Raw genomic sequence first — 15,578 nt, 5'->3', positions numbered from 1 at the left:
GCAAGGCCTCGCCGACCAGGCGCAACTGGGCCCGCCGGCGACTCAGCACGAAAATCTCGGACGGCCGCCAGCCTTCGCCGCGCACCAGTTGGGCGATGTGGGCCGCGACCCGCCTGGCCTCCTCCAGCTTGAGCAGCACCTCGGGCTCGCGCCGCGGTGTGCTCAGGCTGTCGCGCCAGCCGGAGGCGGCCTCGGCACGGGCGGCTTTCGCGGGCCGCTCGACACGCTCGATCGCGGCCACCAGCCCGGCTGCGGCGGCCGGGTCGACCTCGGTGGTGTGGCTGCGGAAGTCGGTGTAGCGGCCCTCGGCCTGGGCGCTGTCGAACACGGCGTTGAGCGCGTCCAGCACCGCCGGCGCGTTGCGCCGGGTGTGGTCGCAGGCCAGCACCGCGCCTCCCAGGCCGTGCACGACGAGCTGCTTGGCCGCCTCGAAAACCCGCGGCTCGGCGCGTCGGAAGCGGTAGATGCTCTGCTTGGGGTCGCCGACGATAAAAACGCCCGGCGGGCGCTGGCCGCTGCCGCCGCCCCCGGCGCCGGCGTAGGACGACAGCCAGGTCGACAGCGCCTGCCACTGCAGCGGGTTGGTGTCCTGGAACTCGTCGATCAGGACCTGGCGCACCCGCGTGTCGAGCCGTTCGAGCAGCCACCCGGCCACCTCGTGGTCGCCCAGCAAGCGCAGCGCGCAGCGCTCCAGGTCCGACATGTCGGCCAGGCCACGGGCGTGTTTCAGGCGGGCGTACTCGGCCAGCAGCAGACGCGTCAGGCGCGACAGGCGCTGGTGTTCGAGGTGGGCCTCCTGCTGGGCAACGCCGCGGCGGATGTCGCGCAGGAAGGCGACGGCCTCGTCCAGCTCGGGGGCCTCCAGGTGCTTGCGCAGCTCGCCCTTGGTGAACAGCGCGGCCTCGGCGGCGCACAAGGCCGACACGGCGTCGGGCCGCTCCAGCGCCTGCTGCAGCGCGGCACCGGCCTTTTGCGCGGTGGCCTTGGCATGGCGGCCCAGGGCGCTCGCCACGCGCTGCAGCAGCGGTCCCACGACGGCCGAGCGCAGCCGCTCGGCGGGGTGTTCGTAGCCCTCGAAGGCCCGATCCAGCTCCGCGGCCGGCGGCACACTGGCGGCCAGGGTGCCGGAGAGCTCGGCCAGCTCGAACTCCAGCCGCTTGTCGATCACGCCAAGCAGCCAGGCCTGGGTGGTGTGGCGACCGCGGCTGCGCACCAGCGCCTCGAAATCCCCGCGCAGCATGTCGTCCTGCATCAGCGCCGCGAGGAACTGGCGCCAGGCGCGCGGCTTCAACTCCTCGATGTCCTCGACCAGCTCGGCCTGCGGCGGCAGGCCCAGCTCCTGCAGCACCTCCAGCGGCGCCGCGCGCATCAGCTGCGAGAACCAGGCGTGGAAGGTGCGGATCTCGACCTGCTGCTGCCCCGCCAGCAGGCGCTCGTAGAGCCCGCCCAACGCCGGGGCGCGGGCCCGCGCCTGATCGGGCGACAGGCCGCGGTCGACCAGGGCCTGCACACGCTGGGCTTCCGGACAGTCGGCGAAGTCGGCCAGCCAGGTCATCAGGCGGTGGCGCATCTCGGCGGCCGCCTTTTTGGTGAAGGTGATCGCGAGGATCTGTTGCGGCTCCAGCCCGTCGAGCAGGCTGCGCAGGATGCGCGAGACCAGCATCCAGGTCTTGCCGGCCCCGGCGCAGGCCTCGACGACCACACTGCGCGCCGGGTCGCAGGCGACCTGGTAGAAGCGCTCGCGAGCGACCAGGGCACCGTCGATGCGGTAGGCGGCACCCTTCATCCTGCCTCCTCACCGGCCTTGCTGCCCGGCGCGGTGGCCGGGTCGGGCAGCAGGGGCTCGGCCCAGTGCGCCTTGCGGCACAGGCCGCGCGCGTCACAGTGCTCGCAAGCGCTGCCCTCGCCCAGTGGCGGCAGCGTCGCCCCGTCGGCGAGCCGCCCGATGTCGTCCGCCAGGCCCTGCAGCAGCACCTCCGCCGTCGCCTCCACCTCGGGGTGCTCGGCGGCCTCGATCTCGCGCCCCTCCATCGCTAGATAGAGCGCGCGCACGCCGTGCTGGCTGCCCGGCGCGGCCTCGCCGTGACGCAACAGGGCCGCGTAGAAGGCCAGCTGGGTGTCCTCCAGCGGATCGCGCTGGCGGCGCTTGAGGGCTTCCAGGCTGCCGGTCTTGTAGTCGAGGATCAGGGTGCGAGGACCGTCCGGGCCGTGCACGATGTCGACGCGGTCCAGCGTACCGTGCAGCCGGGTCGCAGGGCGCTGCGGCAGCGGCGCGGACAAGGTCACCTCGCTCTTCAGCACCTCGGCGCCGCCGGCCTCGTGGGCCAGCATCCAGTCGACGTAGAGCTGCGCGACGCGACCGAAGCGCAACGCAAACGGCAGGAAGGCCGCTTCGTCCAGCCCCAGCTTGCCCTGCTGCTCGGCCCCCAGCCGCACCAGGCGCGCCACCTCACCTTCGGCATCCAGCGGCGAGCGGCTGCGCTGCTCGTGGAAATCCTGCAGGACGGCGTGCAGCCAGGTGCCGTAGTCGCGCCGCTCGACCTCGTCGTCGAGCTCGGCCGCCTCGCCCAGGCCCAGCATGCGCAGCGCGAAAAACCGGTAGGGGCAGTCGCGCAAGGCCTCGTAGCTGGTGGCGCTGAGCCGCTCGGGCACCAGCGCGGGCGCGCGTGGGGCGGACGGGTGCACCGGCTGCGCGACGACCCGCCGCTCGCAGCGCGGGTCCTGCGGCTCGGCTTCGAGCAGCGCGGCGCGGCGGCGTTCGAGCTGCAGTCGCTCGACCAGCACGCTGGCGCCGAGCGGCTCGCCGTCCTGCGAGTTGCGCCACAGCAGCGTCACGCGTGGCTGGCGCGCTAGGTGGGCGAAGGCGACAGTCTGCAGCCGCATCGCCGCGGCACGCGTCGGCAGCCCCAGCGCCAGGCGCTCGCGTTCACCCAGCCAGACCGAGGCAGCGACCGGCCCGAGGCGCTGCTCATCGCAGCCCGGCATGACGCAGGCAGCGAAAGGACGCAGCATCGCGCGGGCCAGCGGCGTGATCACCACCTCGGCATCCTCGGTCGCGGGCGGTGCGAAGACGCCGGTTTCGAGCAGGCTGTCGACCCAGGCGGCGTAATCGCCGAGGTCCATCAGCGTGACCTCGGCCTGGCGCGCGAAGGCGGCATCGACCGCCGGTGCGCCGCTGTCCAGCCGCAAGGCCTCGATCACCTGCTGCCCGGCCTCGTCGGCCTGCAGTGCGTCCCAGGCCGCGGCGGCCTGCAGCGCTTCCCGCAGGCGCTGGTTCCAGCTCAGCACGCTGGCGCGGCGCGGCTCGCCTTGCAGCGGCGCGAGCGCGCGCTGCACCGCCTGCCACAGCGCCTCGGCGACGGGCGACAGGCGCTGACTGTCGATGTCGTGCAGGGCCGCCCACTGCTGCCGACGCAGCGCCGTCTCCAGGGCCTGCTCAGCGGCACGGCCGCCGGTCTCGCCCGACACCCCGACGAAGGATGACTTGAGCCAGTCGAGCAACTCGTCGGTGCCAGACTTGGGGCCCGCCAGCGCGAGCACACCCGCCACCGCCGCGCCCGCCCGGGTGGTCGACAGGCGCCAGCCGGTCTCGTCGCGCAGCAGCACGTCACGCCGCTCGAGCAAGGCCCGCAGCCGGCGCACCAGCACCCGGTCCTGCGCCATCACGGCGACCGGGGCCTGGCCCTGCTGAAGGTGGCTCAGCACCTGCGCAGCAGCGGCCTGGGCCTCTTCCTCGAAATCGGCACAGGCGAGGATCTGCAGGTCGGGCGCTGCCGCGGCAAAGGGTGTGGCGAGGTCGGGATCGGTGTGAATGCGCAGCTGGGGCGCCTCGGAAGCCGCCAGCAAGGCGCTCGTCAAGCCCTCGGGCTCGCCCGCCTCGACCACCGCCCAGCCGGCCGGCTGCAGCCGGAACAGCTCATCGGCCGGACCGGCCTCGTGCACGGCGGCCCATTCCAGCGCGACACGGGCCAGCACGGCCTCCATCCCGCCCGGCCCGCCGGGGGCCGGCAGCACGGCCCGCGCCTCGCTCCAGAAGGCAGCGCGCTCCCCCGGCTGGCGCGCGAATGCGGCACGCATCATCTGGTGCGACATTTCCACGACACCGCGCACCCAGTGTTCGAACAAGGCCGGATCGCGCCGCCGCGCCGGCGCCGCCCAGGCCTGGTCGGTCAGCAAGCGGGCGGCGGCCAGGCGGTCGGCCACCGGGTCGCCGCTGGGACCCAGCGCGCCGAGGGCGGGCGCCGGCAAGGACTCGCGCAGCGTCTGGGTGGTCTCGAAACGCGGCATCCAGCCGCCGCACAGGCGCGCCCAGGCCTGCCGGGCCAGCGGCAGGTGCTGCGCAAAGGGCAACAGCACCAGGGTGTTGCGCGCATCGAGGGCGTGGACTCGCAGAAACAGCGCCAGCCGCTGCACGATGTCGGGCCAAGGGTCGGTGCAGGCGCCGAGGGTCCAGCTTTCTCTTACAGGCATGCAAAGCTTGCGAACAAAAAAGGATATCCCTGCAATAGAAAGACTTGAGGCGGGCGGCAGCGCCGTCCCAAGGGTTTATGTCAGAATCATTGTGCCCTGTGTCGAGGCCGGCACGATGAGGCCGGGCTTGGACCTATCTGAGGACTCTACGATGAGCAGCGATCTGATCAAACACATCTCCGACGCGTCCTTCGACGCCGACGTGCTGCAGGCCGACAAGCCTGTGCTGGTGGACTACTGGGCCGAATGGTGCGGGCCTTGCAAGATGATCGCCCCCATCCTGGATGAAGTCGCCAAGGACTACGGCGGCCGCCTCAACATCGCCAAGATGAATGTCGACGAGAACCGCGAAGTGCCCGCCAAGTTCGGCATCCGCGGCATTCCGACGCTGATGCTCTTCAAGGACGGACAGCTTGCTGCGACCAAGGTTGGCGCCTTGTCGAAAGCCCAGTTGACGTCCTTCCTCGACGGTCATCTATAATTCCCCCCAATGCATCGGGAGCCGAGACCACAAGTCCGGTTCCCGATAGCACAAGTTTCGCCACTACGCACCTCGTTCGCCGCGTAGTTTCGGCCCCCAACTCCAGCGTCTTCCGATTCGCGCTCGTCGCGGTCCTGCGCCAGTTCTCGTATCCGGGTTCTCCCGCGCTGCGAGCGATGCCGAAGTCCATCCAGCCGTCGCCCTTGGCAGTGCGACGGCAAGTCCCCAAGGGTATGCGCCCATGCAACTATCCGAACTGAAAGTCCTCCACGTCTCGGAACTCATCAAGATGGCCGAGTCGCTGGAGATCGAGAACACCAGCCGCATGCGCAAGCAGGAGCTGATGTTCGCGATCATGAAGCGGCGCGCCAAGCAGGGCGAGCAAATCTTCGGCGATGGCGTGCTGGAGGTCCTGCCTGACGGCTTCGGCTTCCTGCGCTCGCCCGAGACCAGCTACCTGGCGAGCACCGACGACATTTACCTCTCGCCCAGCCAGATCCGCCGCTTCAACCTGCACACCGGCGACGCCATCGAAGGCGAGGTGCGGGTGCCGAAGGACGGCGAGCGCTACTTCGCCCTCGTGAAGGTCGACCGTGTCAACGGCCTGACCCCGGAGGAGAACAAGCACAAGATCATGTTCGAGAACCTGACGCCGCTCTTTCCCAAAGAGCAGTTCAAGCTCGAACGCGAGATCCGCTCCGAAGAGAACATCACCGGCCGCATCGTCGACCTGATCGCCCCCATCGGCAAGGGCCAGCGCGCCCTGCTGGTGGCGCCGCCCAAGAGCGGCAAGACGGTGATGATGCAGAACCTGGCCCACGCGATCATCGCCAACCACCCGGACGTCTACCTCATCGTGCTGCTCGTCGATGAGCGCCCCGAGGAAGTGACGGAGATGCAGCGCACGGTGCGCGGCGAAGTGATCAGCTCCACCTTCGACGAGCCGGCCGCCCGCCATGTGCAGGTGGCCGAGATGGTGATCGAGCGGGCCAAGCGCCTGGTCGAGCTGCGCAAGGACGTGGTGATCCTGCTCGACTCCATCACCCGTCTGGCGCGCGCCTACAACAACGTGCTGCCCTCTTCAGGCAAGGTGCTGACGGGCGGTGTGGACGCCAATGCGCTGCAGCGCCCCAAGCGCTTTTTCGGCGCCGCGCGCAACATCGAGGAAGGCGGCTCGCTCACCATCATCGGCACCGCGCTGGTCGACACCGGCAGCCGCATGGACGAGGTGATCTACGAAGAGTTCAAGGGCACCGGCAACTGCGAGATCCACCTCGACCGCCGCATGGCCGAGAAGCGCGTCTACCCGTCGATCCTGCTGAACAAGTCCGGCACCCGGCGCGAGGAGCTGCTGCTCAAGCCGGAGATCCTGCAGAAGACCTGGATCCTGCGCAAGCTGCTCTATCCGATGGACGAGATCGCGGCGATGGAGTTCATCCTCGACAAGATGAAGGCGACGAAGACCAACCTGGACTTCTTCGACATGATGCGCCGCGGTGGCTGAGGCCGCCCCGCGCTCCCCGAAAAGGCCCGCCAACGGGCCTTTTTTGCGCCCGGATGGGCCAGATGCGACCCCGGACCGTTCATAAGTGGCTGATCTTCATGGCATAATCGCCGGTTTTCCGCTTCCGGAAAGTGCCTCGAAAGGTTCGAGGTGGCTCCCGGCGCATAGACCAGCGATAAGGCACCGCCATGAAAGAAGGCATCCACCCCAACTACCGCGAAGTGTGCTTCGTGGACCAGTCCAACGGCTTCAAGTTCGTGACCCGTTCTTGCGCTCAGACCAAGGAAACCGTCAAGATGGAAGACGGTCGCGAGCTGCCGCTGTACAAGCTGGAAACCTCCAGCGAATCGCACCCTTTCTACACCGGCACGCAAAAGAGCGTGGACTCCCTCGGCGGCCGCGTCGAGAAGTTCCGCAACAAGTTCGCGCGGGTGGGCCTCAAGAAGTAAGCATCGCGACTTCTCCGCCGAAAAGGCAGCCAGGGCAACCGGCTGCCTTTTTTCTTGGCTGCCGGGCGCCTGGCCTGATCCAGGACTGCGCCCCGGCGCCACGATCTTGGCAAATCGCTGTGGAGATGTCAGCGCACCGATTTGTTGCATGATGCCGGCTTCGCCCCGCCGCCACCGCACGTGAACCATCCCACCCCCGCCATCGTCACCGAACGTGCCGCCCAGCGCCTGCCGCGCATCCCGCTGGTGCTGCTGTGCGCCGCCTATGTGCTGCCCGGCGTATTCGGCCGGGATCCCTGGCGCAGCGCCGACGTCACCGCCTTCGGTTTCATGCACCAGCTCGCGCGCGGCGGCGCCGACTGGTGGCACCCTCTGGTCGGTGGCCTGCCGCCCGACGGCGGCCTGCTGCCCTACTGGCTCGGCGCTGCCTTCATCCGGCTCTTCGACGGCATGGTCGATCCGGCCTTCGCAGCACGTGTGCCCTTCGCGCTGCTGCTCATCGCGGTCCTGATGCTCACCTGGTACACCTGCTACCACCTCGCCCGCACCGACGCCGCCCAGCCGGTGTCCTTCGCCTTCGGCGGCGAGGCCAAGCCGGTGGACTACGCGCGCGCCATCGCCGACGGCGCCGTGCTGGCGCTGCTCGCCACGCTGGGTCTGCTGCAGCTCGGCCACGAAACCACGCCCGAGCTGTTGCAGCTGACCGGCACGGCCCTGCTCATCTATGCCCTCGCGGCCAGCGGCGTGCGTCGCTGGAAACCCCGGCTCGCCGTGCTGGCCGCCCTGCCCCTGATGGCGGGCAGCGGCGCGCCCAACATCGCGGTGCTGCTCGCCTTCGTCGCGCTGGCGGTGTGCTGGCTGTCCGAGGATGTGCGCACCAAGGCCTTCGCGGCCTGGGTCTTCGCCGCCCTGCTGCTGACCGCGCTGGTGGCCACCGGCTTCGACGCCTGGGCCTGGCGGGCCGACCCGCGCCCGCAGTTGCGCCAGGTGGTGCGGCTGCTGGCCTGGTTCACCTGGCCGGCCTGGCCGCTGGCGGCCTGGACCGTCTGGCGCTGGCGTGGCCACCTGCTCAAGCGCCACATCGCCGTCCCGCTGGCGACAGCCGGTGTCGCAGTGGGGGCCTGCGTCGTGATGAACGGTTCGGACCGGGCCCTGATGCTCGCCCTGCCCTCGCTGGCCGTGCTGGCCGGCTTCTCGCTGCCCACCCTGCGCCGCGGCGTGGCCTCGGCGATCGACTGGTTCTCGGTGTTTTTTTTCAGCTTCTGCGCGCTGACCATCTGGGTCATCTATGTCTCGCTGCAGACCGGCGTGCCGGCCAAGCCGGCCGCCAACGTCATGAAGCTGGCGCCCGGCTTCGAGCCCCGCTTCTCGCTGGCGGCGCTGCTGGCCGCGCTGCTCGCCACGGCGGCATGGCTGTGGCTGGTGCGCTGGCGTGCCGGGCGCAACCGCGAGGCGCTCTGGCGCAGCCTGGTACTGCCCGCCAGCGGCGTCGCGCTGTCCTGGCTGCTGCTGATGAGCCTGTTGCTGCCGGTGCTGAACTATGCCCGCAGCGAGCGGCCGCTGGTGCAACGGCTCGGCCTGCACTTGCCACGCGGCGCCTGCATCGAGGCGCGCGGGCTGGCGCGCAGCCAGATCGCGGCGCTGGAAGCGCTGGGCGGTTGGCGCGTCTATGCGGCCCATGTGCTCAACGCGCCGTCTTGCGACTACCTGATGCTGCCCGGCGGCGCCTCCGTGCCGACGCCGGAAGGCTGGACGCCGGTGGCGCGCGAGCGCCGCCCCACCGACCGCAGCAACGAGTACACCTACGTGTTCCGTCGATCGGAGGCGGGCGGCTGATGCCGGCCTTGCGCCGGATCGCACACGATGCCGCCGCGATCCTGGTCGGCCAGCTGGCGACCATCGGCTTCGGCGTGGCCGATACCGTCATGGCGGGGCGCTACGCCAGTGTCGATCTCGCCGCGCTGTCGGTGGGCATCGCGCTCTACGTGAGCCTCTATATCGGCGCCAGCGGGATCGTGCAGGCGCTGATCCCTATCGTGGGCCACCATCGCGGCGCGGGCGAGGACCTGCAGGTGGGCGAGGCCTTCCGCCAGACCGTCTGGCTGGCGCTGGCGGTCTCCCTGCCCGGCCTGCTGCTGATGCGCTGGCCCGATCTCCTGCTTGGCCTGACCGGCGCGCCCCCCGAGGTGCTGGCCCGCGCGCGCGACTACCTGGGCTGGCAGGCCTGGGGGCTGCCGCTGGCCTTGCTGTTCCGCTGCTACACCGGGCTCAACCAGGGCATCTCCAAGCCGCTGCTGGTGACGCTGCTGCAGCTCGGCGCGCTGGCGCTGAAGCTGCCGCTGAATCGGTGGTTCATCTTCGGCGGCGCCGGCCTCCCGCCGCAGGGCGTGGCCGGCTGCGCGATGGCGACGCTGGCGATCAACGCCGCCCTCGTCCTGGTGGCGGCAGCCATGCTGCTGCGCCACCCGATCTACCGGCCCTTCCGGCTCTGGCAGGGCTGGCATGGCCCGCGCTGGAGCGTGCAGAAGGAGCTGCTGCGCCTGGGGCTGCCCAGCGGCGCCAGCTATTTCGTCGAGGTCACCGCCTTCACCTTGATGGCGGTGTTCATCGCCCGGCTCGGCACCACCGCCGTCGCGGGCCACCAGATCGTCTCCAACCTGGCCAGCGTGCTCTACATGCTGCCGCTGTCGATCGCGATCGCCACCGGGGCCCAGGTGTCGCAACTGCGGGGCGCCGGCCGCATCGAAGAGGCGCGGCACGCCGGCTGGCAGGGCATCGGGCTGGCGGTCTGCCTGTCGGTCGCGCTCGGCGGGCTGGTCTATCTGCTGCGCGGCGCGGTGGTGGCGCTCTACAGCACCGACCCGGCGGTGCAGGCGGTCGCCAGCGGCCTCATCGTCTACATCGCGCTCTACCAGCTCGGCGACGCCACCCAGGTGACCGCGGCCTTCGCGCTGCGTTCCTTCCGCGTGGCGATGCTGCCAGCCGCGGTCTACGTGGTTGCGCTGTGGGGCTTCGGGCTGGGCGGCGGCTATGCGCTGGGCTTCAACGTCGGCGGCCAGGTGCCGCCGGCCCTGCAGGGGCCGGCCGGCTTCTGGTTCGCCAACGCGGCGGCGCTGGCGCTGGTGGCACTGGTGCTCGTGCTGCTGTGGCGCTCGCTGGCCCGGCGCGGGCTTCAGCGTCCCGGCCGCGACTGAGCTTCGTCCGACGGCACGAGGGGCCGCACCCGCAGCGAGGGGAAGATGAGGCGGAACTCCGAGCCCTTGCCCGGTTCGCTCTGCACGTCCAGCTCACCGCCATGGCGCTGCAGCACGTGCTTGACGATGGACAGGCCCAGCCCGGTGCCGCCGGTGTCGCGGGAGCGGCTGCCGTCGACGCGGTAGAAGCGCTCGGTCAGCCGGGGGATGTGCTCCTTCTCGACGCCGATGCCGCTGTCCTTCACGATAAATTCACCCGAGCCGTTGGAGCGGGCCTGCCAGCGCACCGAGATGGCGCCGCCTTCGGGCGTGTAGCGGATCGCGTTGGAGACCAGGTTGGTGAGGGCGCTGAGCAGCTCGCTCTCGGCACCGGCCAGCTGCGCCGGGCCGTCCGCCTCGAAGGACAGCTGGTGGCGGCCCGGCGACAGCGTGCGGGCGTCGCTCTCGGCCAGTTGCATCAGTTTCGCCACGTCGACCCAGCGGTCCGACGGCGGGCGCGGGCTGCCCTCCAGCTGGGCCAGGGTCAGCAGGTCGCTGACCAGGGTCTGCATGCGCTCGGTCTGCTGCGCCATCAGGCTCAGCACGCGCTTGCGCTCCACCTCGGTCAGCGGCAGGTTGACCAGGGTCTCGATGAAACCCGACAGAACGGTCAGCGGCGTGCGGATCTCGTGCGAGACATTGGCGACGAAGTCGCGCCGCATGGTCTCGGCCCGCTCGCGTTCGGTGATGTCCTGCGAGAGCAGCAGCTTCATGCCGTCGCCATAGGTACGCAGAATCACCGAGACCATGCCGCGCCCGCCCGGGCTGGGGAACACCACCGGCTGGGTGAACTGGCCCTCGCGCAGGTAGCTCACGAAACCGGGCGCCCGCACCAGGTTGGTCAGGTGCTGGCTCAGGTCGCGCACCGGGTCCAGGCCGAAGTGCTCGGCGGCCAGGCGGTTGCACCAGGCGATCTGGTCGTTGGCGTCGAGCAGCATGACGCCGTTGGGCGAGGCCTCGATGCCGGACAGGAACTGCGCCAGCCGCGCCTTCTCCTGCACCAGCGCCATCTCGCGGCTGCGCACCGCGCGCTCGATACGGTAGCCCAGCTCGCCCCAGAAGCCACTGTCGCGCGGCGCGGGCTCGTGCTGGGAGCCGCGCAGCCAGTTGAGCAGGCGCCGGCCGCGCAAGGCGTCGACCAGCACCACCAGCCCCACGCCGAGCGCGGCACCCAGCATCATGCCGGCGGCGGCGAAGCCGAGCGGTGCGCCGGCAATGCGCCCCGCCACTCCGCCCACCACCATCATCACGACGTGAAGAAATACCCGCTGAAGAAACCAGCTCATCGGGTGCCGGACCTCAGGCCGTCGCGGACAGCTGCTGGGTCAGGCGGTAACCGGCGCCGCGCACGGTCTCGATCATCTGCGAGCACTGTACCGGGGCCAGGGCTTCGCGCAGGCGCTTGACGTGCACGTCGACCGTGCGCTCCTCGATGAACACATGGTCGCCCCAGACCCGGTCCAGCAGCTGCGCGCGGCTGTGCACGCGCTCGGGGTGGGTCATGAAGAAGTGCAGCAGCTTGAATTCGGTCGGGCCGACCTTGACGTCGCGCTCGCCACGCGACACCCGCCGCGTGGCCGGGTCCAGCCGCAGGCCGCCGACCTCCACCGCGGAGTCCAGCGCCTCCGGCGCCTTGCGCCGCAGCACGGCACGGATGCGTGCCATCAGCTCGTTGGTCGAGAAGGGCTTGGTCAGGTAGTCGTCGGCGCCCGCGTCCAGGCCGGCGATCTTGTCCGGCTCGTCAGAGCGTGCCGTCAGCATGATGATGGGCATCTCGCGGGTGCGCGACTCTCCGCGCCAGCGCTTGGCCAGCGCCAGGCCCGACTGCCCCGGCAGCATCCAGTCGAGGATCACCAGGTCGGGCAGCACACGGTCGACCTCGCTCTGCGCACGCAGCGCGTCCGGCGCGACGCTCACCTCGTAGCCCGAATGCCTCAGGTTCAGCGAGATCAGCTCGGCGATGGCAGCTTCGTCCTCGACCACCAGTACACGGCTCATGGAGACTCCTGTGGGCTTATTTCAGCACCGACTCGACACTTTCCATCGGGATGTGGCGGACGTCGGTGCCCTTGACGATGTAGATGATCTGCTCGGCCAGGTTCTTGGCGTGGTCGCCGACCCGCTCGATCGCCTTGGCGACGAACACCAGGTCGATGCTCGCCGAGATGGTGCGCGGGTCTTCCATCATGTAGGTGATGAGCTTGCGCATCAGGCCGTCGAACTCCTGGTCGATCTGGTTGTCCTGCTTGAGCACCTCCACCGCCTTCTTGACGTCCAGCCGGGCGAAGGCATCCAGGGTCTTGCGCAGCTGGTCGGTCGCGAGCGAGGCCTCGAAGGACAGGTCGCCCAGCGGCAGGCGCAGCCGGCTCGACACGCCGGTGTTGATGAGCCGCTGCACGGTGCGCGCAATGCGCGCCGCTTCGTCGCCCACCCGCTCCAGGTTGCCGATGGTCTTGGAAATCGCGATCAGGAGGCGCAGGTCGCGCGCGGTCGGCTGGCGCCGCGCGATGATGGTGGAGAGGTCGCGGTCGATGTCGACCTCCATCTGGTTGACCCGCTCTTCCTGCGCGATGACCTGGGTCGCGGTCTCGCCGCTGAAGTTGCTCAGGGCATAGATCGCCTGAGCGACCTGCGCCTCGACCAGGCCGCCCATCTCCAGCACACGCGTGGAGATACCGCTCAACTCGGCGTCGAACTGGGTCGACAGGTGCTTGTCGCTCATGATGTTCTCTCCTTGCGAGGGCTCAACCGAAACGGCCGGTGATGTAGTCCTCAGTGTCCTTCTGCTTGGGTTTCATGAAGAGGTCGGCGGTGGGGCCGAACTCGATCAGGTCGCCCAGGTACATGTAGGCGGTGTAGTCCGAGCAGCGCGCAGCCTGCTGCATGTTGTGCGTGACGATCACCACCGTGTAGTCGGTCTTCAGCTCGTGGATCAGTTCCTCGATCTTGCCGGTGGAGATCGGGTCCAGCGCCGAGCAGGGTTCGTCGAGCAGCAAGACCTCGGGCTTGATCGCGATGCCGCGGGCGATGCACAGGCGCTGCTGCTGGCCGCCGGAGAGGCCCGCGCCGCTCTGGTTGAGCTTGTCCTTGACTTCCTTCCAGAGCGCTGCCTTCTTCAGCGCCCATTCGACCCGCTCGTCCATCTCGGCGCGCGGCAGGGTCTCGAACAGGCGCACACCGAAGGCGATGTTGTCGTAGATCGACATCGGGAAAGGCGTCGGCTTCTGGAACACCATGCCGACCTTGGCGCGGATCAGCGAGACGTCGAGCCGCGATTTCAGGATGTTCTCGCCGTCGAGCAGGATCTCGCCGGTGGCGCGCTGCTCCGGGTAGAGCTCGAACATGCGGTTGAAGGTGCGCAGCAAGGTCGACTTGCCGCAGCCCGAGGGGCCGATGAAGGCCGTGACCTTCTTTTCGGGGATCTCGAGGTTGATGTTCTTCAGCGCGTGGAAGCTGCCGTAGTAGAAGTTCAGGTTGCGCACCGAGAGCTTGGCCTTCTCGGTCACGGGCAGTTCGACTTTTGCGTCCATGGGGTCGGGGCCTCGGATCAGGATTTGTTGCGGAACAGCGTGCGCGCGACGATGTTGAGCAGCAGCACGCCTATCGTGATCAGGAAGACCGCCGCCCAGGCCAGCTTCTGCCAGTTCTCGTAGGGGCTCATCGCGAACTTGAAGATAGTGACTGGCAGGCTCGCCATCGGCTCGGTCAGGCTGGCGGTCCAGAACTGGTTGCTCAGCGCCGTGAACAGCAGCGGCGCCGTCTCGCCGGCGATGCGGGCGAGTGCCAGCAGCACCCCGGTCACGACGCCGGCGCGCGCGGCCTTCAGCGTGATGAAGGAGACCACCTTCCACTTCGGCGTGCCGAGCGCATAGGCCGCCTCGCGCAAAGCGTTGGGGATCAGCATCAGCATGTTCTCGGTGGTCCGGATCACCACCGGGATGACGATCAGCGCCAGCGCCAGGACACCCGCCAGGCCCGAGAAGCCCTTCATCGGCGCCACCACCACCGCGTAGACGAACAGACCCACGACGATGGACGGCGCGGACAGCAGGATGTCGTTGATGAAACGCGTGACATGGCCCAGCCAGCCGCGCTGGCCGTACTCCGCGAGGTAGATGCCGGCCAGGATGCCGATCGGCGTACCCAGCAAGGTCGCGAGCGTGACCATCACCAGGGAGCCGAAGATGGCGTTCGCCAGGCCGCCGGTTTCGGCCATCGGCGCCGGCGTCATTTCGGTGAAGAGCGACAGCGCCATGCCGCCCAGGCCCAGGCGCACGGTCTCGAACAGAATCCACAGCAGCCAGAACACGCCGAAAGCCATCGCGGCCAGCGAGAGGGCCAGCGCGATCGCATTCACGCGCTTGCGACGGCGGTGCACCGCCAAGCGGGCCGCATCGAGCTGGAGGACGCTCATGTGCGGACTCCTTCACGCTGCTTCAGGCGCATCAGCAGGATCTTCGAAAACGACAACACGACAAAAGTGATGAAAAACAGCACCAGGCCGAGGTAGATCAGCGAGGCCTGGTGCAGGCCCTCGGCCGCCTCCGCGAATTCGTTGGCCAGCGCCGAGGTGATGCTGTTGGCCGGCTCGAACAGCGACAGCGAGCTGAGCTGGTTCATGTTGCCGATCACGAAGGTGACTGCCATGGTCTCACCCAGCGCACGGCCCAGCCCCAGCATGATGCCGCCGATGACGCCGGTCTTGGTGTACGGCAGCACCACTTTCCAGACCACCTCCCAAGTGGTGGAGCCGAGGCCGTAGGCCGACTCCTTCAGCAGCGCCGGCGTCACTTCGAACACATCGCGCATCACCGAGGCGATGAAGGGGATGATCATGATCGCCAGGATGATGCCGGCGGACAGGATGCCGATGCCCACCGGCGGGCCGGAGACCAGCCCGCCCAGAAACGGCATCTCGCCGAACACCCCTTGCAGCGGCTGCTGCACATAGGTTGCGAGGATGGGGCCGAACACCAGCAGGCCCCACATGCCGTAGACGATCGAGGGCACCGCGGCGAGCAGCTCGATTGCCGTACCCAGTGGCCGGCGCAGCCAGCCCGGCGACAGCTCGGTGAGGAACAGCGCGATGCCGAAGCTGACGGGCACCGCGATCAGCAGCGCGATCAGCGAGGTCATCAGCGTGCCGTAGATCATCACCAGGCCGCCGTACTGCTCCTGCACCGGGTCCCACTCGCTGCGCCAGAGGAAACTCAGGCCGTAGGCTTCGATGGCCGGCGCGGCGCCCACCATCAGCGAGCCGATGATGCCCGCCAGCAAGGCCAGGGTCAGCAGGGCCGCTCCGTGCGCCAGGAACGAGAAGAAGGTGTCCGCCCACGGCGAGCCCCGTCGGCCCACCGGCGGCTCACCCAGGGGGTCGGTTCTTTGCATATTGTCAGTTCTGTAGTCGGATGCCCGGAGTGTAGCGGTCACGATTCCCCCTC

The 15,578-nt window shown here is 69.3% G+C and carries 13 protein-coding genes; 5 read left to right on the top strand and 8 right to left on the bottom strand.

Translation table 11 applies throughout. The annotated features are described in order from the left end of the window. On the bottom strand, positions 1–1,786 hold a 1,786-nt coding region (locus OOT46_RS23560), incomplete at its 3' end, for a UvrD-helicase domain-containing protein (RefSeq protein WP_265406068.1). After that, positions 1,783–4,470, bottom strand: coding sequence for a PD-(D/E)XK nuclease family protein (locus OOT46_RS23555; protein ID WP_265406067.1), 2,688 nt, complete (start codon positions 4,468–4,470; stop codon positions 1,783–1,785). The genes OOT46_RS23560 and OOT46_RS23555, both read right to left, overlap by 4 nt. Positions 4,471–4,621: 151 nt before the next feature. Here OOT46_RS23555 and trxA point away from each other — a divergent pair, with 151 nt between their 5' ends. From trxA to OOT46_RS23530, 5 genes are all read left to right on the top strand, one after another. Beyond that, positions 4,622–4,951 (top strand): thioredoxin TrxA, encoded by a 330-nt coding sequence (trxA, locus tag OOT46_RS23550; protein WP_265406066.1) that lies wholly within the window; start codon positions 4,622–4,624, stop codon positions 4,949–4,951. Between the two features lie 241 nt (positions 4,952–5,192). Further along, positions 5,193–6,455, top strand: coding sequence for a transcription termination factor Rho (rho, locus tag OOT46_RS23545; RefSeq protein WP_265406065.1), 1,263 nt, complete (start codon positions 5,193–5,195; stop codon positions 6,453–6,455). 188 nt (positions 6,456–6,643) lie between these two features. Further along, the gene (locus OOT46_RS23540; protein ID WP_265406064.1) at positions 6,644–6,904 is read left to right on the top strand and encodes a type B 50S ribosomal protein L31; all 261 of its coding nucleotides are present in this window, start codon (positions 6,644–6,646) and stop codon (positions 6,902–6,904) included. A 180-nt stretch (positions 6,905–7,084) separates the two neighbouring features. Beyond that, on the top strand, positions 7,085–8,740 hold the full coding sequence (locus OOT46_RS23535) for a hypothetical protein (protein ID WP_265406063.1): 1,656 nt from the start codon (positions 7,085–7,087) through the stop codon (positions 8,738–8,740). After that, entirely contained in the window at positions 8,740–10,098 is a 1,359-nt protein-coding gene (locus OOT46_RS23530; protein WP_265406062.1) for an MATE family efflux transporter, read from the top strand. The genes OOT46_RS23535 and OOT46_RS23530 overlap by 1 nt, the downstream gene beginning before the upstream one ends. On the opposite strand, the gene phoR is transcribed toward OOT46_RS23530, so the two are convergent. The 6 genes from phoR to pstC are packed head-to-tail and all read right to left on the bottom strand — an operon-like array spanning position 10,077 to position 15,525. Further along, positions 10,077–11,423 carry a phosphate regulon sensor histidine kinase PhoR gene (phoR, locus tag OOT46_RS23525; protein ID WP_265406061.1) on the bottom strand — a complete coding sequence of 449 codons (1,347 nt, stop codon included), beginning with the start codon at positions 11,421–11,423 and terminating at the stop codon, positions 10,077–10,079. The genes OOT46_RS23530 and phoR overlap by 22 nt on opposite strands. A gap of 13 nt (positions 11,424–11,436) precedes the next feature. Continuing rightward, positions 11,437–12,135 (bottom strand): phosphate regulon transcriptional regulator PhoB, encoded by a 699-nt coding sequence (gene phoB, locus OOT46_RS23520; protein ID WP_265406060.1) that lies wholly within the window; start codon positions 12,133–12,135, stop codon positions 11,437–11,439. 16 nt (positions 12,136–12,151) lie between these two features. Next, a complete protein-coding gene (phoU, locus tag OOT46_RS23515) occupies positions 12,152–12,859 on the bottom strand; it encodes a phosphate signaling complex protein PhoU (protein ID WP_265406059.1) in 708 nt (235 codons plus the stop codon). 22 nt (positions 12,860–12,881) lie between these two features. Next, positions 12,882–13,667, bottom strand: a complete 786-nt coding sequence (pstB, locus tag OOT46_RS23510; protein WP_265406058.1) for a phosphate ABC transporter ATP-binding protein PstB — start codon at positions 13,665–13,667, stop codon at positions 12,882–12,884. Between the two features lie 17 nt (positions 13,668–13,684). Next, positions 13,685–14,551, bottom strand: coding sequence for a phosphate ABC transporter permease PstA (gene pstA, locus OOT46_RS23505; RefSeq protein WP_265406057.1), 867 nt, complete (start codon positions 14,549–14,551; stop codon positions 13,685–13,687). Next, complete coding sequence (gene pstC / locus OOT46_RS23500) at positions 14,548–15,525, bottom strand: phosphate ABC transporter permease PstC (RefSeq protein WP_265406056.1); 978 nt, start codon at positions 15,523–15,525, stop codon at positions 14,548–14,550. The genes pstA and pstC overlap by 4 nt, the downstream gene beginning before the upstream one ends. Positions 15,526–15,578 lie beyond the last annotated feature (53 nt).

It is taken from the genome of Aquabacterium sp. A7-Y, assembly GCF_026153205.1.
In the GTDB taxonomy this organism is placed as follows: domain Bacteria; phylum Pseudomonadota; class Gammaproteobacteria; order Burkholderiales; family Burkholderiaceae_C; genus Caldimonas.
This window is presented reverse-complemented; position numbering and strand designations above follow the sequence as displayed.

What these genes read in the sequence shown, in the direction of transcription:
- OOT46_RS23555 (WP_265406067.1), bottom strand. Translation starts at nt 4,470, where the DNA reads ATGCCTGTAAGAGAAAGCTGGACCCTCGGCGCCTGCACCGACCCTTGG.
- trxA (WP_265406066.1), top strand. Translation starts at nt 4,622, where the DNA reads ATGAGCAGCGATCTGATCAAACACATCTCCGACGCGTCCTTCGACGCC.
- rho (WP_265406065.1), top strand. Translation starts at nt 5,193, where the DNA reads ATGCAACTATCCGAACTGAAAGTCCTCCACGTCTCGGAACTCATCAAG.
- OOT46_RS23540 (WP_265406064.1), top strand. Translation starts at nt 6,644, where the DNA reads ATGAAAGAAGGCATCCACCCCAACTACCGCGAAGTGTGCTTCGTGGAC.
- OOT46_RS23530 (WP_265406062.1), top strand. Translation starts at nt 8,740, where the DNA reads ATGCCGGCCTTGCGCCGGATCGCACACGATGCCGCCGCGATCCTGGTC.
- phoR (WP_265406061.1), bottom strand. Translation starts at nt 11,423, where the DNA reads ATGAGCTGGTTTCTTCAGCGGGTATTTCTTCACGTCGTGATGATGGTG.
- phoB (WP_265406060.1), bottom strand. Translation starts at nt 12,135, where the DNA reads ATGAGCCGTGTACTGGTGGTCGAGGACGAAGCTGCCATCGCCGAGCTG.
- phoU (WP_265406059.1), bottom strand. Translation starts at nt 12,859, where the DNA reads ATGAGCGACAAGCACCTGTCGACCCAGTTCGACGCCGAGTTGAGCGGT.
- pstB (WP_265406058.1), bottom strand. Translation starts at nt 13,667, where the DNA reads ATGGACGCAAAAGTCGAACTGCCCGTGACCGAGAAGGCCAAGCTCTCG.
- pstA (WP_265406057.1), bottom strand. Translation starts at nt 14,551, where the DNA reads ATGAGCGTCCTCCAGCTCGATGCGGCCCGCTTGGCGGTGCACCGCCGT.
- pstC (WP_265406056.1), bottom strand. Translation starts at nt 15,525, where the DNA reads ATGCAAAGAACCGACCCCCTGGGTGAGCCGCCGGTGGGCCGACGGGGC.